The organism is Nonomuraea typhae, from assembly GCF_009760925.1.
Lineage (GTDB): Bacteria > Actinomycetota > Actinomycetes > Streptosporangiales > Streptosporangiaceae > Nonomuraea > Nonomuraea typhae.
Map to the genome: position 1 here is coordinate 261,132 of NZ_VRLV01000013.1, position 21,632 is coordinate 282,763.

Sequence of the window (21,632 nt, forward strand, 5' to 3'; positions counted from 1 at the left end):
GAATCTATAAGAATGGCACCGTGCTTCATCTTCGACTGATCGTTCCTCCCGCCCGCACCGACGAGGCGGTGCAGGTGCTCGAAGAGTGCCCGGGCATCACCAACATCGTGGTGCTGCCCGGCGCCGCCCGCGAACCCGCGGGCGACCTCGTGCTCTGCGACACCGCCAGGGAATCGGCCAACGAGGCCCTGGGCAAGCTCAAATGGCTGGAGGAAGAGGGCTCGATCACGATCGAGCAGGTCGATCTGGCGCTGTCCAGGGTCGCCAGGGAAGCGGTCGAGGAGGCGCCGGGCGACCCCGACGACGCGGTGGTGTGGGAAGAGCTGGAGCACCGGGTCCAGGCCGACTCCCGCATCACCTGGGCCTACCTGGCCTTCCTCGCCATCGCCACCCAGCTCGCCGGGATCGGCGTGCTGCAGAACTCGCCCATCCTCATCGTCGGGGCCATGGTGCTCGGGCCCGAGTTCGGCGCGGTCGCCGCGATCTGCTTCGGCCTGCTCGGCCGCCGCTGGCGCCTGGTCGTCGAGGCCATGCGCACGCTGATGGTCGGCTTCACGATCGCCATCGCGATCACCTTCGCCTGCGCGCTGATCTCCCACTGGCCGCTCGGCTGGATCGACATCACCAACCTCAACGCCAACGACGAGGTGAAGTTCATCGTCAAACCGGACCGCTGGTCGTTCATCGTCGCGTTGCTGGCCGGGGTCGCGGGCGTGCTGTCGATCACCTCGGGCAAGTCCTCGGCCCTGGTCGGCGTCTTCATCTCGGTCACCACCATCCCGGCCGCCGGGTACGTGGCGGTGGCGCTGGCCGTCGGCGACTGGGCGGAGGTGGCCGGGCCGGTCTGGCAGCTCGCGGTCAACATCGCCGGCATGGTGGTGGCCGGCACGGTCACCCTGATGATCCAGAAACGATTCTGGCCCCGAGAAGTAGGACAACGATCCTCCGTGTGAAGGAGGCCGGTTGACGAGCCCGGGGGGTAGTGTCCGGCACATGCACATCCTCGCTACCGAGGGGCTGACCAAACGCTTCCCGACCGTCACCGCGCTCGACAGTCTCACCGTCGGCGTCGGCACCGGCGTCACCGGACTGGTCGGCGCCAACGGCGCGGGCAAGTCGACGCTGATCAAGATCCTTCTTGGTCTTCTGCCGCCCACCTCGGGCGGAGCCAAGGTGCTCGATCTCGATGTGCTCACGCAGGGCACGGAGATCCGGCGCCTCGTCGGCTACATGCCCGAGCACGAAGCCCTGCCACCCGACGTGTCGGCGACCGAGTTCGTCGTCCACCTCGCACGCATGTCCGGGCTCCCGCGCACCGCGGCCCGCGAACGCGCCGCAGACGTCCTGCGCCACGTCGGGCTGGCCGAAGAGCGCTACCGGGCGATGGGCGGCTACTCCACCGGCATGAAGCAGCGGGTCAAACTCGCCCAGGCGCTCGTCCACGACCCCAAGCTGGTCTTCCTCGACGAGCCCACCAACGGCCTCGACCCGCGCGGCCGCGACGAGATGCTGGCGCTGATCCGCCGCATCGGCACCGACTTCGGCATCAGCGTGCTGGTCACCAGCCACCTGCTCGGCGAGCTGGAGCGCATCTGCGACCACGTCATCGTCATCGACGCCGGCCGCCTGCTGCGCTCCTCGGCCATCACCGAGTTCACCCAGGCCACCCAGAGCCTCACCGTCGAGGTCGAGGAGGGCATGCAGCCCCTGGCCGAGCGCCTGACCTCGCGCGGCGGGCAGGTCACCCAGCACGGCCGCCTGCTGCTGGTCAAGGTCGACGGGCCGGAGACCTTCGACGAGATCCGCGACGCCGTGGTCGACCTGGACCTGTGCCTCATCCGGCTGGAGCAGGGCCGCCACCGCATCGAGGACGTCTTCAGGGAGGAGGCCGCGGGTGTCGACTGAGATCTACGACATCGGCTACCGCCGCTACGACGGGCCGCGCCTGGGCTCCGGGCACACCAACCGGGCCCTCATCGTGCACAGCCTGCGCGGCGTCTTCGGCCTCGGGCGGGCGGCGCGCAGCAAGATCGTGCCAGTCGCGCTGGCCGTCATCATGCTCCTGCCCGCGGTCGTGACCATCGCCATGATGGCCCTGCTCAAGGAGCGCGACCTGGCCTACAGCGCCTACGCGGTCATCATGCAGCCGGTCATCGCCATCTTCATGGCCGCGCAGGCGCCCACCCTGGTCGGGCCCGACCTGCGCTACCGCGTGCTGCCGTTGTACATGTCGCGGCCGGTCTCGGTCCTGTCCTACATCGGCGCCAAGGTCGTCGCGATGACGGTGGCGCTGTTCCTGATCGTGGCGGTGCCGCTGGTCCTGATGTTCGCCGGCGAACTGCTCGTCGACATGCCGGGGCCGCCGGCGACCGGGGAGTTCCTCGGCGCCCTGACCACGGCGTTGGTGCTGGCCGTCCTGCTGGCCACCGTGAGCCTGGCGATCGCCTCGCTGACGCCCAGGCGGGGCCTCGGCGTCGCCTCCGTCAGCGCCGTGTACCTGCTCTCGCTGGCCGCCGTCCCGGTCATCTACGGCACCCTGCAGTCGATGAACGAGAGCGCGCTGGCCAAGTGGGCGTGGCTGCTGAACCCGTTCTGGCTGGTGGACGCGGTGCAGGTGTGGTTGTTCAACAGCACGCCGAGCTCCGAGGGCGGTTACCCGGCCGGACCGGTGCCCGCGCTGCTCACGCTCGCGTTCATCGCGATCGGCCTCGGTGTGCTGGCCCTGCGCTATCGGAAGGCGGCGGCCCAGTGAAACTCGAGCTTTCCCAGGTTTCGCGTTGGTACGGCAACGTGGTGGCGGTCAACGACGTCACCATGATGATCGGGCCGGGGGTGACCGGCCTGCTCGGGCCCAACGGGGCGGGCAAGTCGACGCTCCTGCACATGATGGCCGGGTTCCTCGCGCCGTCCGGGGGTGACGTCACGCTCGACGGCCAGCGGATCTGGAAGAACCACCATATTTATCGAAAAATCGGGTTGGTTCCTGAGCGGGAGGGCGTCTACGGCTTCCTGACCGGCTGGCAGTTCGTGCTCTCGGCCGCCAAGCTCCACGGCCTGCCCGACCCCGTCAGCGCCGCCCAGAAGGCGCTGGCCACCGTCGAGATGGAAGAGCCCAAGGACCGCCGCGTCGAGACCTACTCCAAAGGCATGCGCCAGCGCGTCAAGGTCGCCGCCGCCCTCGTGCACGACCCGGACGTCCTGCTGCTCGACGAACCGTTCAACGGCATGGACCCGCGCCAGCGCATGCACCTGATGGACCTCATCCGGGCCATGGGCGCCGAGGGCAAGACCATCCTGTTCAGCTCGCACATCCTCGAAGAGGTCGAGCGGGTCGCCCAGCACATCGAGGTCCTGGTGGCCGGCCGGCACGCCGCCTCGGGCGACTTCCGGCAGATCCGCCGCCTCATGACCGACCGGCCGCACCTGTTCCGGATCAGGTCCAGCGACGACCGCCGCCTGGCCGCCGCGCTCATCGTCGACGACTCCTCCGGCGGCGTCACCCTCGGCCGCGACGGCCTGGAGGTCCAGGCGGTCGAGTTCCGCCGCTTCGCCTGGCTCCTGCCTCGCCTCGCCCGTGCGGAGGGCATCCACCTGCACGAGGTGTCCCCCGCCGACGAGGACCTGGAGAGCGTCTTCTCCTATCTGATCAACCGGAGCACCTGACATGAACACAGTTGTTGCGGGGATTACCTACCGCGCGCTGCTCGGCCGGCGGCGCATCCTGCTGCTGCTCCTGCTGCCGCTCGCGCTCATCGGCCTGGCCGTGCTGCTGCGCCTGACCGGCAGCGCCGACCAGCGCTCGACCATTCTGCTCATGCAGAACTTCGCCATCACCACCATGCTGCCGCTGCTCGGCCTCATCGCCGGGACCGGCGTCATCGCGCCCGAGATCGACGACGGCACCATCATCCACCTGATGTCCAAGCCGATCTCCCGGCCGGTGATCGCGCAGACCAAGTTCCTGGTGGCCGCCTCCCTGCTGGCGCTGTTCGCCGCCGTGCCCACCTACGCCGCCGCCTGGCTGCTGGTCAGCAACGAGGACGGCATCGCCGCCGGGTTCGCCCTGGGCTCCCTGCTCGGCGGCATCGCCTACGCCGCCGTCTTCCTCCTGCTGGGCGTGATCACGCGGCACGCGGTCACGATCGGCATCATCTACGCGCTGATCTGGGAAGGCATGGTGGGCACCTTCGTCCAGGGCGCCAGGAACTTCTCCATCCAGCAGTGGGCCAAGTCCATCGCCGACCAGTTGTCCACCTCGGCGTTCGTCGAGAAAGCCTCGGTGAGCATCGGCTTCGCCGTACCGGCTGTCGTGATCGTCACGATCGGCGCGGTCTTCTGGGCGGGCGTGCGCCTGCGCGCCTTCTCCCTCACCGGCGACGAATGAGAAACTCCCCGCATGGGGACGGAGATCATCGTTGCGCTGATCGGCTTGGCCGGCGGTCTCGTGACCGCCGGCCTCGGCTTTTACCAGTGGCGTAAGACCCACCGGGCCACGCACGAGCCCGCCCCCGCCAAGCGGACCCGGTCCGCGGAGAAGGCGCTCGGCCGCCGGCGCACCGGCCTGCTGAACCGGCTCACCGACGACATGCGCCACATCACCCTGCTCAACCGGCCCAAGCCGCTCAACATCGAGAGCCTGTACGTGCAGGTGCGTGTCCATGACCAGCGGCCGCTGCGGTTCATGCACCACGAGGAGCTGCAGGAGCTGCGCGGCAGGCAGCTGGACGACCTCATCGAGCTCACCCGGGCCCGCGAGGACGAGCGGGAGGCCGAGGAGCTCACCCCCGAGGAGGCGCTGGCCCGCTTCCGCCGGATCGTGGTGCTCGGCGACCCGGGCGCGGGCAAGACCACCATGCTGCGCTACCTGGGCTTCAAGGCTGCGCAGGACGGGATCCTGCCGGTCTTCGTGGAGCTGCGCCGCCTGGCCGAGGGCTCCGTGCTGGACTACGTCGGCGCCCGCTGGGCCGAGCGGTACGGCGAGCCGGACGCCGCCGAACTCGTCGAGCACGCGCTCACCTCCGGCGCCGCCGTCCTGCTCGTCGACGGACTGGACGAGGTCCAGGGCGGCGACGCGGCCGAGGCCGCCTACCAGCGCGTCATCCAGGAGATCGACCGGCTGGCCGCCCGCTACCCCGCCGCCGCCATCGCCGTCACCTGCCGCCGGGCCGGATGGCGCGGGCAGTTGCCCGCCTTCAGGACGCTGGAGGTGCTCGACTTCGACAACGCGCAGATCAACCAGTTCGTCGGCAACTGGTTCGACGACGATCCGGCCAAGCGGGACAAGCTCGGGGCCGCGTTACGGCGCAGCACCCGCATGCAGACGCTCAGTGCCAACCCGCTGCTGCTCTCCCTCATCGCCATCGTCTTCGAATCCGACCTCGAACTGCCCGAGCGCCGCTCCAAGCTCTACGCCCGCACGATCGAGGTGCTGCTCAGCGAGTGGGACAGCAGGCGCGACATCAACCGGTTCCCCCGCTTCACCGCCGACCGCAAGCGCGACCTCCTGGAGGAGATCGCCTGGCACTACCAGCGCGAACGCCTGGCCTACTTCCCCAAGGACGAACTGCTCGGCATGATCGCCGAGTTCCTGCCCTCCGTGGACCTGGACCCGGCCGACGCGCCCGCGATCCTCGGCGAGATCTGCGAGCACTACGGCCTGCTCAAGGAGCAGGCGCACGAGGTGTACGGATTCCTGCACCTGACCGTCCAGGAGTACTTCGCCGCCGCGGTCGCCGCCAGGATCGGGGCGCCGGCCATCGAGGAGATCGCCCTCGTGCGGCACGACCCCTGGTGGGAGGAGGTCATCCTGCTGCTGGCCGGCCAACTGCACGACGCCACCCCGCTGCTGCTGGCCCTGCTGGGCCGGGGACCCGACCAGGCCGAGACCGCCGAGTGGCTGGCGGCCGACGACGACATGTTCCACAACGACCTGCTGCTGGCCGGGCAGTGCCTGGTGAGCACGCCCCGGATCAGGGCTGCCTGGCTGCGCGGGCGCATCGTGGAGCAGGTGGGCGAGCTGATGCTCACCTCGCCGCACGAGCCGGTGAGCAAGCGGGCGGCCGAGCTGTTCAAGGAGCTCGGCCAGGCCGGCCGGATCGAGACGCGGCCGCAGGACGCGGAGACGCCAGGCCCGGACTTCCTCGAGGAATGGGACGAACTGATCCTGGACGACCCCGCGCTCGTCCTGGAGTGGCTGGAACGGCTGGCGCCCCACGCCACGCATTCCGCCGGCCTGGAGCCTCTTCACCAGCTCATGAGCCGAGCCGACGAGCGGGCGATCCCCCTGCTGTGGCGGCTGCACGACCTGGCCCGCGAGGACATCCGGGCCGTCGACCTGCTCGGCGACTGCTGGCGGGCCCTGCTCCGGCTCGGCGAGATCCGGGAAGAGCAGTTGTGGGAGCTGACCGACCGCGACATGGCCGAGATCCCCTACGCCGTCCTCCATATTCTGACCACGCATAGCGACCAGCACCGCCGGCTTGCGGCGCTGATCGACCCGCGCACCCATCGGGTGGCCGCCGCCGAGCTGTTCTTCTCCCTGCGCGAGAGCGCCACGTCCGCGCTCGTCGAACCCGTCCTCGGCCACCTGCGCGACGAGACCATTCCCTGGCCGACCCGCTGGATGCTCACCGAGCTGCTCGACCGCTTCGACACCGACCTCATCGGCATACTCGCCGACGAGCGGGTGCACCCCATGGTCAGGACCGGCGTCGCGGCCACGCTCGCCGTCCAGGGGCGCAAGGAAGGACTCCCCCGGCTGCTCGAATCCCTGCCGCATGGCCTCACCCAGGTGGCCACGTCCGCGCACCCGAACGGCCACCGGCTGGCGACCTTCCGCCAGAACGTCTTCCCGCAGAAGCGCGTCTACACCTGCCTGGCCAGGAGCGGCGACACCGACGCGATCAACGTGCTGCTCGCCCGCTTCGACTCCCTGGCCACGACCCAGTCACCCACGCATCCAAGACTCAAGGGCCGCGCGGAGCTCATGCTGGACGGCCTCGCCGTGGCGGCACCGGAACACACCACGCGGCGCCTGCTGGAGGTGTTCGAAGGGATGCCCGCGATCACCAGCTGGCCCGGCAACGACAGCCTTCTGGCGAACCTGACCACCGTGCTCCCGCCGGGTCTCACCGCCGAGACCCTGCGCCGCGTGCGAGCGTTGAGCCTGCCCCCCAAGGCCGCCGGCGACGCGGCGAAGCTGATCAAACGGATCGGCGAGATCGCCGAGGACCCGGAGACCGTCCGGGAGCTCCTGAAGATCGTCGACCAGCCGGGCCGGGTCTGGGATCCCGCCGACGCCATGGCCGCGCTCCCCCAAGTGTGCGCCCGCGCCCGGGTCCGCGTCTTCCCCGACGGCCGCGTGGCATGACAAAGGGGTACGGCACCGCCGTACCCCCTGTGCCTTTCACACGCAGGACGTGCGCACCACGTCGGCCAGGCGGCCCGCGACCTGCGAGGCCTGGTCCTCCGACGACGCCTCGACCATCACGCGGATCATCGGCTCCGTGCCGCTCGGCCGGATCAGCACCCGGCCCGTCTCACCCAGCTCGGCCTCGGCCTCCGCGACCGCGGCGGCGAGCTCGGGCACCGACGCCTTGCCCTTGTCCACGTCCTTGACGTTGATCAGGATCTGCGGCAGCGCCGTCATCGCCGAGGCCAGCTCGCGCAGCGACCTGCCCGAGCGCGCGACCACCGACAGCAGGTGCAGCGAGGTCAGCAGGCCGTCGCCGGTGGTGGCGTGGTCGAGCATGATGACGTGGCCCGACTGCTCACCGCCCAGGTTGAAGCCGCCGGACTTCATCCGCTCCAGCACGTACCGGTCGCCGACCGCGGTCTCGACCACGTTGATCCCGGCCTCGCGCATCGCCAGCTTGAAGCCGAGGTTCGACATGACCGTCGCCACCACGGTGCCGCCCGCCAGCTTGCCCTCGGTGTGCATCGCCCTGGCCAGCACCGCCATGATGCGGTCGCCGTCGACGATCGCGCCCGTGTGGTCCACCGCCAGGCAGCGGTCGGCGTCGCCGTCGTAGGCCACGCCCAGGTCGGCGCCGCGTGAGACGACCACCTGCTGGAGCTTGTCCAGGTGGGTCGAGCCGTAGCCGTTGTTGATGTTGAGCCCGTCCGGCCGGGCGCCGATCGCCTCCACCCGGGCGCCCGCGCGCACCAGCGCCTCCGGCGCCACCATGTGCGCCGCGCCGTGCGCGCAGTCGACCACCACGTTCAGCCCGTCGAGGCTGCCCTCCATGGTGGTCAGCAGGTGGGAGATGTAGCGGTCGGCCTCGCCGTAGGCGTCTCTGACCCGGCCCACGGCCGAGCCGACGGGCCTGTTCCATTCCTCACCGAGCCGCCGCTCGATCTCGTCCTCGACCGCGTCGGACAGCTTGAAGCCGCCCCTGGCCAGGAACTTGATGCCGTTGTCCGGCGCCGCGTTGTGCGAGGCGGACAACATGACGCCGAGGTCGGCGCCGAGTGCGGCCGTGAGGTGGGCGACGGCCGGAGTGGGCAGCACGCCGAGGCGCAGCACATCCACTCCAGACGACGCAAGGCCGGCGACCACCGCGGCCTCCAGGAATTCTCCTGAAGCCCGGGGGTCCCGGCCTACGACCGCGACAGGCCTCTTGTGGCCTGTCGCGGCGAACGCGCCTGCATCGCCGAGGACGTGAGCCGCCGCGACCGAGAGGTCCATGGCGAGCTCGGCCGTGAGGTCGCGACCCGCGACCCCACGTACCCCGTCGGTGCCGAAAAGGCGCCCCAACTTAGCGCTTGCTGTACTGCGGAGCCTTGCGGGCCTTCTTGAGGCCGTACTTCTTCCGCTCCGTGGCGCGGGCGTCACGGGTGAGGAAGCCGGCCTTCTTCAGCGGCGGGCGGTTGTTCTCGACGTCCAGGATCGCCAGCGCGCGGGACAGGCCCATGCGCAGGGCGCCGGCCTGGCCGGTCACGCCGCCGCCGTCGATGCGGGCGATGACGTCGAAGGCTTCCTCAGCGCCGAGCACCACGAAGGGCTCGTTCACGATCTGCTGGTGGACCTTGTTCGGGAAGTAGGCGTCCAGCGAACGACCGTTGATCGTCCACTTGCCGGTGCCGGGGACGATGCGCACGCGGGCGATCGCCTCCTTGCGGCGGCCGGTGCCGTACGAGTTGCCCGTGGTGACGGGCTTGCGCACGGGGGCGTCGGCGCTGGCGGCGGATTCGGTGGTGTACTCGGACGGGAACTCCTCGCCGGAGGGGAATTCCTCCAGCTCGGCCTCGACGACGGCCGTCTCGACACCGGTGGGCTCAGCCACGGTTCTCCTCTAAATCTTTCGAACTACTACTGGGCGATCTGGGTGATCTCGAACGGCACGGGCTGCTGGGCCTGGTGCGGGTGCTCGGCACCCGCGTAGACCTTGAGCTTCTTGGCCATCTTCCGGCCGAGGGAGTTCTTGGGGAGCATGCCCTTGACGGCCTTCTCGACCGCCCTCTCGGGACGCTTCTCCATGAGCTCGCCGTAGGTCACGGAACGCAGACCGCCCGGGTAGCCCGAGTGACGGTACGCCTTCTTCTGCTCGAGCTTGTTGCCGCTGAGCGCGATCTTGTCCGCGTTGATGACGATGACGAAGTCACCGGTGTCGACGTGGTTGGCGAAGATCGGCTTGTGCTTGCCGCGAAGCAGGGTCGCGACGTGGCTGGCCAGCCGGCCCAGCACGACATCGGTCGCGTCGATGACGTACCACTGACGTTCGACGTCAGCGGGCTTCGGTGAGTACGTGCGCACGGTCGTAAGCCTTATCTTGCTCGGCGTCTTCTGGTTGCCACCCGGATCGGGCGGCCACTTGTCGGTCGGTGCGGGCGCACGACAGCCCGACCTCCCGTCTCCCTGCCCGATGGGCCTACGGGAGATGACGCCGGACGCGCCGCGCAATGGTCGCTCAGGACCAGTGCACACAACGATTGACTAGGCTACCTCACTTCAAGAGCTACCGGTAACCAGCGCCGAGTCTACCGGACACAGAACGGTTCTATTTCGTTTCCCGGCATTCCCTTCTTTACCACCACTGCTCATCCCTATCGTTGGCTGCGGCATGTGGCAGACCCTTCACACCCGGCTCACCCAGCGGACCTCCCGTCGCCGGAACCACCTGGGGCTGCTGGCGTGCCTGTGCGCCGCCGTCTTCACCGGCGTGCTGATCGGCCGCCTGAGCGACCAGCCGCCGCAACAGGCCCAGCTCTACCTCAACGAGGCCGTGCCGCCCGCCGCCGCGACCGTCGCGCCGACCCGCAAGAAGCAGCCCTTCGCAGCCCCGATCCCCCGCGAGACCACCACGCTCTCCCAGCCCCACGCGCGCACGACGGCGCAGCCCCTGCCGACGCCGTCCACGGAGATCTCCGGCTTCTTCCCGGAGGGCACGCCCACGCAGATGCTGGGCGACCCCGTCGTACGACTGGTGCCCGAGATGGCCGGAGAGGTGGTCTCCCTCACCAACAAGGCGCGCGCCAGGAAGGGCTGCCGGCCCTTACGCGTCGACGCGCGGCTGACCCGCTCGGCGCGCACCCACTCGATGGAGATGGCCACCAAGGGCAAGCTCGACCACGTCTCCCCCGACGGCTCCTCGCCCTGGGAGCGCATGGAGCGCGCCGGATACCGCCAGGGCGCCGCGGAGAACATCGGCAGCGGCTACACCACCCCCTCCGAGGCGGTCAGCGGCTGGCTCGGCAACCGCTCCCATCGCGGCAACATCCTCAACTGCGACATCGTCGCCATCGGCGTGGGCGTCGCGTCCGGCCCCACCGGCCTCTGGTGGACCCAAGACTTCGGGTACGGCTGACGCGGTAACCTCCCGGCATGGGTTTTCCCAAGAAGCGATCATCCGGCGGCGACGACGAGGTCACGACAGAGACCTCTCAACCCACGCAGAGCACGCAGAAGAGCGCAATGTGGAGCCCCTATGACGAGGGTCCCCGTTCGCGCGGGCCACTCTTGTTCGTCGTGGGCGGCCTGGCCGTGCTCGGCCTGCTCGTCGGCGGCCTCGTCGTCATGTGGAACGCGGGCGGCCCCTCCCCCGTCTCCACCAGCACGCGCACGTCCGCGCCGTTGCCGTCGGCCCCGCCCGGCAAGTTCGGCTACGCGGGCGAGCGCAAGACCGACCCGAAGCCGATGACGGTCAAGGAGATCTTCGGCGAGAAGAAGTTCACGGTGAGCGGCCGGTCCTACGAGATGACCATCACCAAGTCGGACAAGAAATGCGGCGACGCCGCCAACGGCGACAAGCTCGCGAAGGCCCTCAAGTCCGGCAAGTGCACCCAGGTGATCCGGGCCACCTTCCGCGACAAGAGCGGCAAGATCATCGGGACCGTCGGCGTGGCCAACCTCGACACCACCCCGTCGGCCGAGAAGGTGGCCTCGGCGGGCGCCAAGGGCAAGCGGTCGGTGTACGTCAAGGCGCTGCCCGGCAAGGACTCGGTGACCAAGTACGTCGGCTCCGGCTCCGGGGCGGCCGACATCTGGACGCACGGGCACTACGCGATCATGGTCTGGTTCCAGAACAAGGACGGCTCCAAGGCGGACAAGAAGGCCGCCAAGAAGCTCGCCGAGGCGGCTGACGACGTCACGAAGGCGACGGTGTTCAAGGCTCTGGACGGGCGCTCCGTGAACGGTTTCCCCAACAGCTGAACCCACCCAGTCAGGTCCGGACCGACACAAACAGGGCGGTCGATCCGGCCGGGAACGCCCATACCGGCATGACGATCTCGGGACTCTCGCTAGGCTCGGGCTTATGCGTGGCCAGGAACCCGGGTCGGAGCACGAGCGCGCCGAGACCGACAGCTCGCTCCCTCCGGCGCCGACCCCGCCGCCCAGCTTCGGCCAGACCCTCCCGCCGCCCGGCAACGGGCCGGAAGGGGACGCCCAGGAGACGTCGGCGCACCTGCCCTGGCCTGCCGCACCCATCCCCGTGTACCCGGGGCCACCGCCCGGTCTCCCTGAGCCACCGTCCGAGCCCTGGGCCGAGACGCCAGGCGGGCGTGCCGGGGAACTGCCGGAGCTTCCGGCGTTCCCCGGGGCCAAGCCGTGGGAGGTGCCGGGGGAGGATGCGGCGCCCTACGACTGGTTCGCGGGGCCTGAGGGCGGGGCGCCCTGGGGGAGGTCCGCTCCTGAAGGGGCCGGCGCTCCTGGTTCGCCTACTGGGGCTGGTTTGCCTTCCGAGGCTGGTTCGCCTTCCGGGCCTGGTTCGCCTTCTGGGGCTGGTTTGCCTTCTGGGGCTGGTTTGCCTTCTGGGGCTGGTTCGCCTTCTGGGTCTGGTTTGCCCGTGCACCCGGCCGGTCCGGATGCGCCCATGCATGGCGGTTCGCCCGGTCCGGGCATGCCCGCGCATCATGCTGATCATGGCGCCGGTGGCCATGGGCAGCCGGTCGTGCCAGGTGCGCCGCCGTGGGAGCCGCCTCCCGGGTTCACCGCCGCGGCCGCCGACATGCAGGTCTGGCCGTCTCCGGTTTCCGATTCGCCCGCCACGACGCCGTGGCCGGCGGCGACCGGGGAGCCCATTCCGGGTGCCGACTTCGACAGACTCGACCCGGGCCTGCCCGGCAACTGGCCCTCGGGCCAGCCTTCGAACGTCTCGCCTCCGGATACACCGGTCATGCCACCCTGGCCCGAGCTACCCGAACCCGGCCCGCGAGGGCCCATGACGCCTCCGGCTCACGCCACCCCAGGCGCCCCCGGCCCGGCGCCGGCCCCCGGCACACCGGGTCTGCCCGGCAGGCTTGACGCCTCCGGCCACGCCACCGATCCCGGCGCATCCGGCCTTCCCGGAAGGCTTGACCCTCCCGGGTTCCCCACGGACCCCAACGCCTCCGGTTACACCACGGACCCAGCCGCCTCCGGTTACACCACGGACCCAGCCGCCTCCGGTTACACCACGGACCCGGTCGGCTCCAGCTACACCACGGACCCCAACGCCTCCGGCCTTGCCGGCGGTCCTGGCATGTCCGGAAACCCGAGCGCCCCCGGCCGTCCCGCTGCCTTCGGCACTCCTGACGGCCACGCCGGTTCCGGCGCCCCGGCCAACCTGGGCACTCCGGGCCACCCCGGCGCCTCGGCCAACTTCGGCACACCAGGCCACGACGGCGTCCCGGCCAACCTAGGCAACCCCGGTGCCCCGGCCAACCTAGGGACGCCTGGCCACCCTGGCCACCCTGGTGGCCCAGCCGGCCTGGGCACGCCGGGCAACCCCGGCGCCCCGGCCGCTTCGGGCACGCCGGGCCACGCCGGCGCCTCCGGCCACCCCCAGGCCGGGAACGGTCCGCATGCCGCTGGCCAGCCCGGCGGCGCCGTACCGGGGAATGCCGGACCCGAGCCGGGCGGGCACGAACCCTACGACCCCAGCCTGACCATCCCCGTGGTCAACTCCGGTGACCTGCCGGTCTGGCCACCGCAGGACGCCGCCGGGAACTCCGGCGACACCGGACCCCACCAGCTGCCCGAGCTCCCCTTCCCGCCGGACGTGTGGGGCCCGAAGCCCGCGCTGCCCGCGCCCCGGCCGCCCGTGGCGCTGCCGTCCTCCGACACCGACACCCCGCCCCACGGGTTCCCGGCACTGCCCGGCCCGCGACAGCCGGAGGCCGCGTTCGGGACGGGGGCGCCACCGCCATCCGGGTTCGGGACGGGATCCCCGCCACCGCCGGGATTCGGGACGGGACCCGGGCTCGGCGGGCCCCAGCCGCCCGGGCGGGCGGGGAGCCTGTTCACCCCTGGCGGTCCGCTGCCGCCTCCCGAGCCGGTCGCCCCGGTGCCCACGCCCCCTGCCAAGGGGAAGAAGGTGCTCCTGGCCACCCTCGGCGTGCTGGTGCTGGTAGGCGTGGGGACGGGAGCGTTCTTCGCCTACCGGTCGATCAACAGCTCCAAGCCCGCCGACGCGGCCGCCTCCCAGCCGCCGACGGCCCCGACCAGCCAGCCGACCACCACCGTGCCGACGGACGACCCAGGGGACACCTCGGTCCTCAACTCCGAGCAGACCGACCCCAAGAAGCTCTCGCTCACCGAGGCGTTCCCGGCCAAGAAGATCAAGGTCGGCGGCAAGTCGTTCACCAGGGTCAAGGTCAACATGGCCGCGAGCTGTGAGAAGGCCGCCTCCGGTCCGTTCGCCGACGCGCTGCGCTCGCAGAAGTGCAGCCGGGTCCTCCGGGCCACGTACGTCGACAGCAAGCGCGACTACGCCGTCACCACCGGCATCGCCGTACTCCCCGACAAGGACGCCGCGGTCGAGGCCGACCAGGCGAAGAACCTCAGCCGCAACCTGTGGTTCCGTGCCCTTCCCGGCGAGGCGGGCAGCGGCGGCGACCGCGTGCACATCGCCGGCGGCTACGCGGCCGGGCTCGTCTGGGGTCGTTACATCGTCTTCAGCTACGCCACGTACGCCGACGGCCACACCCCGACCGCCGAGGAAACCGGCCTGGGCAAGATCAGCGGCGGCTTCCGCGACCAGACCGCCAAGGTCCTGGAACGCCGCATCGCCGCCAGCTAGCCGCTCTGACCCGAAAGGAGCGGCTAGCCGAGCGTCCGTACCCGTCGCGTGGCCGCCGCCCTGGCGGCCAGCTCCCCCGCGTCCGGATATGTCACCTCTTCCAGGCACAACCCATGCGCAGGCGCCACATGCACCCCAGAGTCGCGTACGGCTGCCGCCAGCACCTGCCCGGGCCACTCCACAGGCCGGCGCCCATCACCGGCCGCCATGAGCGACCCGACGAGCGCCCGCACCATCGAGTGGCAGAACGCGTCCGCGACCACCGTGGCCACGAGCAGCCCCCGCTCGTCCCGGACCCAGTCGAGCCGCTGCAGCGCCCGGATCGTGGTGGCACCCTCCCGCTTCTTGCAGAAGGCCGCGAAGTCGTGCTCCCCCAGCAGGTGTACGGCTGCCGTGTTCATGGCGTCCACGTCCAGCGCCCGGGCATGCCACACCACTTCGCGCCGCAGCAAGGGGTCCACACCCCCCGGCGCATCGCACACCCGATACGCATACCGCCGCGCCATAGCCGAGAACCGTGCGTCAAAGCCCCCAGGAGCCACGGAGACGCGAAATATCCGCACATCCGACCCCAGAACCCCAGCCAGCCTCCGCACCAACGCAGCCAGCCTCTCAGCCCCCGCCACGCTCGAAGCCCCGGCCACGCTCGAAGCCCCGGCCACGCTCGAAGCCCCGGCCACGCTCGAAGCCCCGGCCGCATCCGCCGCGGTCTCCGGCCCCAGCGCGCCGGCCGCCGCTGCCCGCTTCCCCCGCGGGTCCAGCTCCGCCAGGGCCTCCGCCGGCAGGTCCACGTGCGCCACCTGCCCCCGGGCATGCACCCCCGCGTCCGTACGGCCGGCCACGGTCAGCTGGGGTTCCTCCGGCAGCCGGAGAATCCGCCCCAGCGCCGCCTCGATCTCCCCCTGAACCGTCCGCCGCCCGGGCTGACGCGCCCAGCCGGAGAAGTCCGTGCCGTCATAGCCCAGGTCGAGGCGGAGCCGTACCACGATGTCATCCTCCCGCACTGCCGTAACTCCCGCCGGAACGCGAAACGGGCCCGTCCCCCCAACGCGCAGGGGTCCGGGCCCGTCGGGCCTGAAAGATCAGGCCTCGTCCTTCTTGGCCTCGGTCTCCTCGGCCTTGGCCTCCTCCGAGGTCTCCGCGGACGCCTCGGCGGCCTCAGGGGCCTCGCTCTCGGCGTCGTTGGCCTCGGTGGTCTCCTCCACGACCTCCTCCGCGGCCTCAGCGGCAGCGGCGGCCGGAGCCGCGGTGGTGCGGGAGACGGTGACCGGGTTCAGCTGCTCGGTGACCAGCTCGATGACCGCCATGGGCGCGTTGTCGCCCTTGCGGTTACCGATCTTGGTGATCCGCGTGTAGCCACCGGGACGCTCGGCGAAGGTCACCGCGATCTCGGTGAAGAGGTGGTGGACGACGCCCTTGTCGCGAACGACGGACAGCACCTGGCGACGGTTGTGGATGTCGCCCTTCTTGGCCTTGGTGATCAGGCGCTCCGCCAGCGGGCGGACGCGCTTGGCCTTGGTCACGGTGGTGGTGAGACGGCCGTGGCGGAACAGATCGGTGGCGAGGTTCGCCAGGATCAGCCGCTCGTGGGCCGGGCTGCCGCCGAGACGCGCACCCTTGGTGGGCTTGGGCATGGTGGTTCTCCTTGTGAGTTAACCCGCCCCGGCCGTGCCAGGTACCGGAGTCGGGCCGGTCGCGCGGACAGCGCGCCCGTTCGTGGACCCGCGCCGGGTGCATGCGACACCCGGCGCGGGCTGGGACCCCAGGCAGGGGTCTTAGTACTGCTCGGTCTCCACGTAAGCGGAGTCGTCATCGTCGTAGCCGCCGCCGGCCACCGCGCTCGGGTCGAACCCGGGCGGGGAGTCCTTGAGCGCCAGCGACATCTCGTGCAGCTTCTGCTTGACCTCTTCGATGGACTTCGCGCCGAAATTCCTTATATCGAGAAGGTCCTGCTCGCTGCGGGCGACGAGCTCACCCACGGTGTGGATGCCCTCGCGCTTGAGGCAGTTGTAGGAACGAACCGTGAGGTTCAGCTCCTCGATCGGCAGCGCCAGATCGGCGGCCAGGGCCGCGTCGGTCGGGGACGGGCCGATGTCGATGCCCTCGGCCTCGACGTTCAGCTCGCGGGCCAGGCCGAACAGCTCGACCAGCGTCTTGCCGGCGGAGGCCACGGCGTCGCGCGGCTTCATGGCGGCCTTGGTCTCGACGTCCAGGATGAGGCGGTCGAAGTCGGTGCGCTGCTCGACTCGGGTGGCCTCGACCTTGTAGGTGACCTTGAGGACCGGCGAGTAGATCGAGTCGATCGGAATGCGGCCGATCTCCTGGCCGGGCTGCTTGTTCTGCGCCGCGGAGACGTAGCCGCGACCGCGCTCGACGGTCAGCTCCATCTCCAGCTTCGCCTTGCCGTTGAGCGTGGCGATGCGCAGTTCGGGGTTGTGCACCTCGACGCCGGCGGGCGGCGCGATGTCGGCGGCAGTGACCTCGCCCGGGCCCTGCTTGCGCAGGTACATGACGACCGGCTCGTCGTGCTCGGAGGAGACGACCAGTTCCTTGAGGTTCAGGATGATGTCGGTGACATCCTCCTTGACCCCCGGCACGGTCGAGAACTCGTGGAGCACGCCCTCGATGCGGATGCTGGTGACGGCCGCGCCCGGAATGGACGACAGCAGCGTGCGCCGCACCGCGTTGCCGATGGTGTAGCCGAAGCCCGGCTCCAGCGGCTCGATGACGAAGCGGGACCGGGTCTCGTCGATCGACTCTTCGAGAAGAGTCGGACGCTGAGCGATCAGCATGTGGGATCTCCCCTTGTAGTGCGGCGACCGCTATATGACGCCGCTCTGCATAACAGCCTAAATGGCGTACGGCATGCCGTACGCCATTTAGCAGCGAGTGACTACTTGGAGTAGTACTCGACGATCAGCTGCTCCTGGACCTGGGTGTCAATCTGACCGCGGACGGGCAGCTGGTGGACCAGGACACGGAGCTTCTCCGGCACGACGCCGAGCCACGCGGGAACGGTGCGCTCGCCGGCGGTGGCGCGGGCCACCTCGTACGGCATCAGGTTGCGCTTGTTCTCGCGGACCTCGATGATGTCGTGCTCGCGCACGCGGTAGGACGGGATGTCGACCTTCTTGCCGTTCACCAGGATGTGGCCGTGGCGCACCTGCTGGCGGGCGGCGTCGCGCGACTGGGCGAACCCGGCGCGGAAGACGACGTTGTCGAGGCGGCTCTCCAGGATCTGGAGCAGCACCTCACCGGACTTGCCGGTCTTGCCGGTGGCTTCCTCGTAGTAGTTGCGGAACTGCTTCTCGAGGACGCCGTAGATGCGGCGGGTCTTCTGCTTCTCACGGAGCTGGAGCTGGTACTCCGACTCCTTCGGACGACCGCGACCGTGCTCACCCGGCGGGTAAGGACGAATCTCGATGGGGCACTTCGCGGACTCGCACTTGCTGCCCTTGAGGAAGAGCTTGGTCTTCTCACGACGGCAAAGCTTGCAGTCCGCACCCGTGTAACGAGCCATTTCTCTCTATCTCCTGGGTGTCAGACGCGGCGGCGCTTCGGCGGACGGCAGCCGTTGTGCGGAACCGGGGTCACGTCCTGGATGGAACCGACCTCGAGCCCGGTCGCCTGCAGCGAACGGATCGCGGTCTCACGGCCGGAGCCGGGGCCCTTGACGAAGACGTCGACCTTGCGCATGCCGTGCTCCATGGCGCGGCGAGCGGCGTTCTCGGCGGCCATCTGCGCGGCGAACGGGGTGGACTTGCGGGAGCCCTTGAAACCCACGTGGCCGGCGCTGGCCCAGGAGATCACGTTCCCGTTGGGGTCGGTGATCGAGACGATCGTGTTGTTGAACGTGCTCTTGATGTGGGCGTGCCCGTGAGCGACGTTCTTCTTTTCCTTGCGGCGCACCTTCTTCGGGGCGCCCTGACGGCTCTTAGGAGGCATTGTTTGCCATTACTCCTGAGGTCTTCGGTCCGCGGCTGCGCGAACTACTTCTTACCGGGCTTCTTCTTACCGGCGACGGTCTTCTTCTTGCCCTTGCGGGTGCGCGCGTTGGTCTGCGTGCGCTGGCCGTGGACGGGAAGACCCTTGCGGTGACGGATGCCCTGGTAGCAACCGATCTCGATCTTGCGGCGGATGTCGGCCTGGACCTCACGGCGCAGGTCACCCTCGATCTTGAAGTTCGCCTCGATGTAGTCACGCATCGGGACGAGCTCGGCGTCGGAGAGCTGGTGCACGCGCAGGTCGCCGCTCACGCCGGTGGCCTTGAGGACCTCAAGGGCGCGGGTGCGGCCGATTCCGAAAATGTAGGTGAGAGCGATCTCCAGCCGCTTGTCGCGGGGGAGGTCGACGCCAACCAGGCGAGCCATGGTCGGGCATTCTCCTTCTCTGTGGCGGAGGTCTGGCACACCACTTCCCCTCCCCATGCCCGGGGCGAGGGCCTCGGCCTCCGACCGAGGGTGTTCCGCTGATGCGGGTGTGGCACGCGATTACTTCGCAGGCTGCTCATGCGTCGAGCCCGCCACCCTCACGGGTGTCGGACTCGGAGAAGCCTTTCCGCGACTAGCCCTGGCGCTGCTTGTGGCGCAGGTTGTCGCAGATCACCATGACGCGACCGTGCCGGCGGATCACCTTGCACTTGTCGCAGATCTTCTTGACGCTCGGCTTAACCTTCATTGTCCTTCGTAATCCTCAGACGCACTGCCGGCCGGCTCCGCAGGAGCCCGCCGCGCATTACTTGTATCGGTAGACGATCCGCCCGCGACTCAGGTCGTAGGGGCTCAGTTCAACGACTACCCGGTCGTCAGGAAGGATCCGGATGTAGTGCATCCGCATCCGTCCGCTGATGTGGGCCAGGACCTTATGGCCGTTGTCGAGCTGCACCCGGAACATGGCGTTCGGGAGCGACTCAACCACAGTGCCCTCGATCTCGATGGCGCCGTCTTTCTTGGCCAAAATCCCTCGCGTTTCACTGATCGGTCGTCTGAGGTTTCGGTTCACTGCAGCCGCGACTTCACGCTTCGAAGAGAGCGGCGACCGGCAAAGGCCGCCGACGCGCGATAGTCAAAGTGAGCCGACTAAGGAGTGTACGACACCTGACCTCAAAACGCGAAACGCGTGCCAGGTGTCCTGACACAACCATGCGCCAGCTTACCGCAAGTCTGCGGCGGAGTAGGCCGCCCGGAAGCTCGCCCGGACGAGAAGATTGTGACTGCAGGCGGCCTTGGCCTGGTCGAAGCTCCCCGCGCAGGTCACCAGCCACAACCACCGCTCCCGGGTCCGCCCGTAGACCTGACCGGCGGGGAAGCGCTGCTTCGCCACCCGCGACAGCCGTTCCACCGCGAACACCGCCACCGTCCCGTCGCCGCGCGCCACCCCCACGACGTCGCCTTTCTGCAGTTCCCCCAGCCTGCCGAAGACGGCGGGCCCGGTCCGCGTGTCCAACTGCCCGGCGATCACCGCCGATCCACGCTCGCCCGGTGTGACCCCGCCGCCGTACCATCCCGCCACATTCGCGTGCTCCTGCGGTGGTACGGCCGGCGTCCCGTCCGTCCCGGTCCCGAGCACCACCAGCGGCGCGCTCACCCGGAGACGGGGGATCAGCACGCGGGTCGGCTCAGCCCTGGCCAGCTCCCCTGCGAGCGGTCTCGGCCACTTTGACGGCGCATCTCCGCCAGGCGGCGGCTTCCCGCCAGGAACGGGTCCCAGCGCCGGGGCCTCCAGGGGCAACCCGAGACCCGGCGCCTCCACGGGCAGCCGGAACATCTCATCCGGCTGGGCCGTACAGGAGGTGAGGACCACCACGGCGGCGATCACGTGCCCGCCCAGCGCCGACAGCCGCCGACACGCGGCGCCGGACGGGCACGGGTCCCTAGGGCGCGGCATCACGCGAGCCGCGCCTGCGCCTCCACACGGCCAGGGCGCACGCCCCAGCCGCCGCCAGAAGCACGCTCAGGGCGCCGGCCAGCCAGACCGCCCGGGCCGCCATGCCCGGCTGCCCACCGCCGATCTCAGCCACGCCGATCCCGGCCACGTCGATCTCAGCCGCCTCAGCCCCAGCTGCCCCAGCCCCAGCCGCCTCGGCCCCAGCCGCGTCGAGCAGCGCGAGGCTGCCGCCTGTGCCGGGCCCCTGGCCCGGATGCCCCGGGCGCACGGTCAGGTAGGCGCGCGCCAGCCGGTCGGTGCATTGCACGGTCACCTCGTGCGCCGAGGAGATCGCCTCGTCGTGCACCGCCACGCTGCCCGCCCAGCCTCCCGGGCCGCCGTTGCGCGCCAGCCGTACGTGCCGGCCCGCGAAGGCCATCGACGAGGCGACGACACTGCCGCCGGCGGTTGTCTGGCACTCGTGCACGTAGACGTCGACCCGGTCACCGGGCTGGGCGCTGGACGGGTACACGGTCACCCGCGGCTCGCCCGCGGATGCCGCAGTAGTGCAGAACATGGTCACCAGCACACCGAGCAGGACACGTCTCATCTGTCCCCCTAAAGCATCGGTTGGCCGGTCAAAGATCATCTACCCCTCGTGATCTCCGCCAACTATCACCAGCAGTAAAGAGTGCGTCTTTTGCCCTTCGCTCCGGATATAGGGCAAAGCCCGTCGGTGACCAGGTCACCGACGGGCTTCACGGAGAGGGACGTTCTAGTAGATGCGGTGCTTACCACCGCAGTACGCCTTCGCGTGGCCGCCCCAGCAGGTGTAGGTGTAGATCTTCTTGATCCCCTTGTCCTTCCAGGTGTTGCCGCCGAAGCCGTCCCACTTGCGGTAGAAGCTGTGCCACTTACCGCTCTTGTAGTAGTCGAACCAGACGTAGCCGTACTTCTTGTCGCCCTTGAACTTCTCCTTGCCCGACCACGAGGTGTAGACGTAGCCGCCGCGCTTGAAGGTGCTGCCCTTCGCGTAGGCCTTGCCGTTGCTGGAGAAGTACGGGCCCCAGGAGCCGGCCGAGGTAGCCGTCTCGGTTGCCGCCTGGGCGGCGGGGGCGAAGGCGAGACCGGTCGCGACGGAACCGGCGAGAGCTGCTGCTACGAGAAACTTACGCATCTGTCTTCCTCCGGGAGTTCTGGCCGGCTGTCGCCGACACGCTCACGGTAGGAAGCGGCGTTCTTACGTTCTGCGCAGGAATGCACAGTCCG

General features: G+C 69.8%; 23 protein-coding genes. 9 read left to right on the forward strand and 14 right to left on the reverse strand.

Annotated elements, in window-relative coordinates; translation table 11 throughout:
- Positions 1–20: 20 nt before the first annotated feature.
- Genes FVE25_RS38915 through FVE25_RS38940 form a run of 6 tightly spaced genes read left to right on the forward strand, consistent with a single transcriptional unit; the run spans position 21 to position 7,369 of the window.
- The gene (locus tag FVE25_RS38915) at positions 21–953 is read left to right on the forward strand and encodes a DUF389 domain-containing protein (RefSeq protein WP_157252501.1); all 933 of its coding nucleotides are present in this window, start codon (positions 21–23) and stop codon (positions 951–953) included.
- A gap of 40 nt (positions 954–993) precedes the next feature.
- Positions 994–1,905 (forward strand): ABC transporter ATP-binding protein, encoded by a 912-nt coding sequence (locus FVE25_RS38920; RefSeq protein WP_157252502.1) that lies wholly within the window; start codon positions 994–996, stop codon positions 1,903–1,905.
- The gene (locus FVE25_RS38925) at positions 1,895–2,752 is read left to right on the forward strand and encodes an ABC transporter permease (protein WP_157252503.1); all 858 of its coding nucleotides are present in this window, start codon (positions 1,895–1,897) and stop codon (positions 2,750–2,752) included. Before FVE25_RS38920 ends, FVE25_RS38925 begins: the two co-directional genes overlap by 11 nt.
- Positions 2,749–3,663 carry an ABC transporter ATP-binding protein gene (locus FVE25_RS38930; protein WP_181019864.1) on the forward strand — a complete coding sequence of 305 codons (915 nt, stop codon included), beginning with the start codon at positions 2,749–2,751 and terminating at the stop codon, positions 3,661–3,663. The genes FVE25_RS38925 and FVE25_RS38930 overlap by 4 nt, the downstream gene beginning before the upstream one ends.
- 1 nt (position 3,664) lies before the next feature.
- Positions 3,665–4,384 (forward strand): ABC transporter permease subunit, encoded by a 720-nt coding sequence (locus tag FVE25_RS38935; RefSeq protein ID WP_157252504.1) that lies wholly within the window; start codon positions 3,665–3,667, stop codon positions 4,382–4,384.
- A 12-nt stretch (positions 4,385–4,396) separates the two neighbouring features.
- Entirely contained in the window at positions 4,397–7,369 is a 2,973-nt protein-coding gene (locus tag FVE25_RS38940; RefSeq protein ID WP_157252505.1) for an NACHT domain-containing protein, read from the forward strand.
- Positions 7,370–7,405: 36 nt separating this feature from the next.
- On the opposite strand, the gene glmM is transcribed toward FVE25_RS38940, so the two are convergent.
- From glmM to rplM, 3 genes are read right to left on the reverse strand one after another with little or no spacing between them, the layout of a single operon-like run.
- The gene (gene glmM / locus FVE25_RS38945; protein ID WP_157252506.1) at positions 7,406–8,755 is read right to left on the reverse strand and encodes a phosphoglucosamine mutase; all 1,350 of its coding nucleotides are present in this window, start codon (positions 8,753–8,755) and stop codon (positions 7,406–7,408) included.
- 1 nt (position 8,756) lies between these two features.
- The gene (gene rpsI, locus FVE25_RS38950; protein ID WP_157252507.1) at positions 8,757–9,284 is read right to left on the reverse strand and encodes a 30S ribosomal protein S9; all 528 of its coding nucleotides are present in this window, start codon (positions 9,282–9,284) and stop codon (positions 8,757–8,759) included.
- A 26-nt stretch (positions 9,285–9,310) separates the two neighbouring features.
- Positions 9,311–9,754 carry a 50S ribosomal protein L13 gene (gene rplM, locus FVE25_RS38955; RefSeq protein ID WP_157252508.1) on the reverse strand — a complete coding sequence of 148 codons (444 nt, stop codon included), beginning with the start codon at positions 9,752–9,754 and terminating at the stop codon, positions 9,311–9,313.
- Positions 9,755–10,061: 307 nt separating this feature from the next.
- Between rplM and FVE25_RS38960 the strand changes: the two genes are divergently transcribed.
- The 3 genes from FVE25_RS38960 (at position 10,062) to FVE25_RS38970 (ending at position 14,498) form a co-directional block, all read left to right on the forward strand.
- On the forward strand, positions 10,062–10,805 hold the full coding sequence (locus FVE25_RS38960) for a CAP domain-containing protein (RefSeq protein WP_157252509.1): 744 nt from the start codon (positions 10,062–10,064) through the stop codon (positions 10,803–10,805).
- Positions 10,806–10,822: 17 nt separating this feature from the next.
- The gene (locus tag FVE25_RS38965; RefSeq protein ID WP_157252510.1) at positions 10,823–11,650 is read left to right on the forward strand and encodes a hypothetical protein; all 828 of its coding nucleotides are present in this window, start codon (positions 10,823–10,825) and stop codon (positions 11,648–11,650) included.
- A 1,009-nt stretch (positions 11,651–12,659) separates the two neighbouring features.
- Positions 12,660–14,498, forward strand: a complete 1,839-nt coding sequence (locus FVE25_RS38970; protein ID WP_157252511.1) for a hypothetical protein — start codon at positions 12,660–12,662, stop codon at positions 14,496–14,498.
- Positions 14,499–14,521: 23 nt separating this feature from the next.
- On the opposite strand, the gene truA is transcribed toward FVE25_RS38970, so the two are convergent.
- The 11 genes from truA to FVE25_RS39025 form a co-directional block, all read right to left on the reverse strand.
- A complete protein-coding gene (truA, locus tag FVE25_RS38975; protein ID WP_157252512.1) occupies positions 14,522–15,502 on the reverse strand; it encodes a tRNA pseudouridine(38-40) synthase TruA in 981 nt (326 codons plus the stop codon).
- 78 nt (positions 15,503–15,580) lie between these two features.
- A complete protein-coding gene (gene rplQ / locus FVE25_RS38980) occupies positions 15,581–16,132 on the reverse strand; it encodes a 50S ribosomal protein L17 (RefSeq protein WP_157252513.1) in 552 nt (183 codons plus the stop codon).
- A gap of 141 nt (positions 16,133–16,273) precedes the next feature.
- Positions 16,274–17,290 (reverse strand): DNA-directed RNA polymerase subunit alpha, encoded by a 1,017-nt coding sequence (locus tag FVE25_RS38985; protein WP_157252514.1) that lies wholly within the window; start codon positions 17,288–17,290, stop codon positions 16,274–16,276.
- Between the two features lie 101 nt (positions 17,291–17,391).
- On the reverse strand, positions 17,392–18,018 hold the full coding sequence (gene rpsD, locus FVE25_RS38990; protein WP_157252515.1) for a 30S ribosomal protein S4: 627 nt from the start codon (positions 18,016–18,018) through the stop codon (positions 17,392–17,394).
- Positions 18,019–18,038: 20 nt separating this feature from the next.
- Positions 18,039–18,443 (reverse strand): 30S ribosomal protein S11, encoded by a 405-nt coding sequence (rpsK, locus tag FVE25_RS38995; RefSeq protein WP_020542285.1) that lies wholly within the window; start codon positions 18,441–18,443, stop codon positions 18,039–18,041.
- A gap of 44 nt (positions 18,444–18,487) precedes the next feature.
- Positions 18,488–18,868: a 30S ribosomal protein S13 gene (gene rpsM / locus FVE25_RS39000; protein ID WP_157252516.1), complete on the reverse strand. Its 381-nt coding sequence runs from the start codon at positions 18,866–18,868 to the stop codon at positions 18,488–18,490.
- 193 nt (positions 18,869–19,061) lie between these two features.
- Entirely contained in the window at positions 19,062–19,175 is a 114-nt protein-coding gene (rpmJ, locus tag FVE25_RS39005; RefSeq protein ID WP_003956441.1) for a 50S ribosomal protein L36, read from the reverse strand.
- 57 nt (positions 19,176–19,232) lie between these two features.
- A complete protein-coding gene (gene infA / locus FVE25_RS39010) occupies positions 19,233–19,454 on the reverse strand; it encodes a translation initiation factor IF-1 (RefSeq protein ID WP_012887858.1) in 222 nt (73 codons plus the stop codon).
- A 195-nt stretch (positions 19,455–19,649) separates the two neighbouring features.
- The gene (locus FVE25_RS39015) at positions 19,650–20,384 is read right to left on the reverse strand and encodes a sortase domain-containing protein (protein WP_246268127.1); all 735 of its coding nucleotides are present in this window, start codon (positions 20,382–20,384) and stop codon (positions 19,650–19,652) included.
- Positions 20,371–20,973 carry a hypothetical protein gene (locus FVE25_RS39020; protein ID WP_157252517.1) on the reverse strand — a complete coding sequence of 201 codons (603 nt, stop codon included), beginning with the start codon at positions 20,971–20,973 and terminating at the stop codon, positions 20,371–20,373. Before FVE25_RS39020 ends, FVE25_RS39015 begins: the two co-directional genes overlap by 14 nt.
- Positions 20,974–21,138: 165 nt before the next feature.
- Positions 21,139–21,540 carry a hypothetical protein gene (locus FVE25_RS39025; RefSeq protein ID WP_157252518.1) on the reverse strand — a complete coding sequence of 134 codons (402 nt, stop codon included), beginning with the start codon at positions 21,538–21,540 and terminating at the stop codon, positions 21,139–21,141.
- Between the last annotated feature and the right edge of the window lie 92 nt (positions 21,541–21,632).

What these genes read in the sequence shown, in the direction of transcription:
- FVE25_RS38970 (WP_157252511.1), top strand. Translation starts at nt 12,660, where the DNA reads ATGACGCCTCCGGCTCACGCCACCCCAGGCGCCCCCGGCCCGGCGCCG.
- rpmJ (WP_003956441.1), bottom strand. Translation starts at nt 19,175, where the DNA reads ATGAAGGTTAAGCCGAGCGTCAAGAAGATCTGCGACAAGTGCAAGGTG.
- FVE25_RS39025 (WP_157252518.1), bottom strand. Translation starts at nt 21,540, where the DNA reads ATGCGTAAGTTTCTCGTAGCAGCAGCTCTCGCCGGTTCCGTCGCGACC.
- FVE25_RS39020 (WP_157252517.1), bottom strand. Translation starts at nt 20,973, where the DNA reads ATGAGACGTGTCCTGCTCGGTGTGCTGGTGACCATGTTCTGCACTACT.
- FVE25_RS38920 (WP_157252502.1), top strand. Translation starts at nt 994, where the DNA reads ATGCACATCCTCGCTACCGAGGGGCTGACCAAACGCTTCCCGACCGTC.
- FVE25_RS39015 (WP_246268127.1), bottom strand. Translation starts at nt 20,384, where the DNA reads ATGCCGCGCCCTAGGGACCCGTGCCCGTCCGGCGCCGCGTGTCGGCGG.
- rplQ (WP_157252513.1), bottom strand. Translation starts at nt 16,132, where the DNA reads ATGCCCAAGCCCACCAAGGGTGCGCGTCTCGGCGGCAGCCCGGCCCAC.
- FVE25_RS38940 (WP_157252505.1), top strand. Translation starts at nt 4,397, where the DNA reads ATGGGGACGGAGATCATCGTTGCGCTGATCGGCTTGGCCGGCGGTCTC.
- rpsD (WP_157252515.1), bottom strand. Translation starts at nt 18,018, where the DNA reads ATGGCTCGTTACACGGGTGCGGACTGCAAGCTTTGCCGTCGTGAGAAG.
- rpsM (WP_157252516.1), bottom strand. Translation starts at nt 18,868, where the DNA reads ATGGCTCGCCTGGTTGGCGTCGACCTCCCCCGCGACAAGCGGCTGGAG.
- FVE25_RS38935 (WP_157252504.1), top strand. Translation starts at nt 3,665, where the DNA reads ATGAACACAGTTGTTGCGGGGATTACCTACCGCGCGCTGCTCGGCCGG.
- FVE25_RS38985 (WP_157252514.1), bottom strand. Translation starts at nt 17,290, where the DNA reads ATGCTGATCGCTCAGCGTCCGACTCTTCTCGAAGAGTCGATCGACGAG.
- FVE25_RS38960 (WP_157252509.1), top strand. Translation starts at nt 10,062, where the DNA reads ATGTGGCAGACCCTTCACACCCGGCTCACCCAGCGGACCTCCCGTCGC.
- FVE25_RS38965 (WP_157252510.1), top strand. Translation starts at nt 10,823, where the DNA reads ATGGGTTTTCCCAAGAAGCGATCATCCGGCGGCGACGACGAGGTCACG.
- rpsK (WP_020542285.1), bottom strand. Translation starts at nt 18,443, where the DNA reads ATGCCTCCTAAGAGCCGTCAGGGCGCCCCGAAGAAGGTGCGCCGCAAG.